This is a genomic window from Tritonibacter sp. SIMBA_163 (assembly GCF_046535935.1).
GTDB lineage: Bacteria > Pseudomonadota > Alphaproteobacteria > Rhodobacterales > Rhodobacteraceae > Epibacterium > Epibacterium scottomollicae.
In genome coordinates this window covers 1-244 of record NZ_JAWJBP010001105.1, presented here as the reverse complement: position 1 = coordinate 244, position 244 = coordinate 1, and the positions used below count along the sequence as shown (strand labels likewise).

Genomic DNA, 244 nt, shown 5'->3' with positions numbered 1-244 from the left:
CCTGCAGCGCAATCTACCCGATCTTAAGGGCGACCTGGTGATGATCGTGGGCACGAACGACCTCTCGGTGCCGCCGACCGAGGCCGGACGTGTGGCCGCGTGCAGACCAGGGACGCGCATGGCGACCGTCTACGGCGCCGGTCATCTGGCACATGAGGAAAAGCCGGCGGAAGTAGCGGCACTGGTCTGCGAGGCCGCCGGCCTGGACGACACGAGCAGCGCGGCCTGAGCGGGGGTGCCGGAC

The 244-nt window shown here is 69.3% G+C and carries 1 pseudogene; it reads left to right on the top strand.

The window, feature by feature from the left end:
- A pseudogene (locus tag R0J92_RS25760) lies at nt 1–229 on the top strand (alpha/beta hydrolase); the annotation flags it as partial.
- Nucleotides 230–244 lie beyond the last annotated feature (15 nt).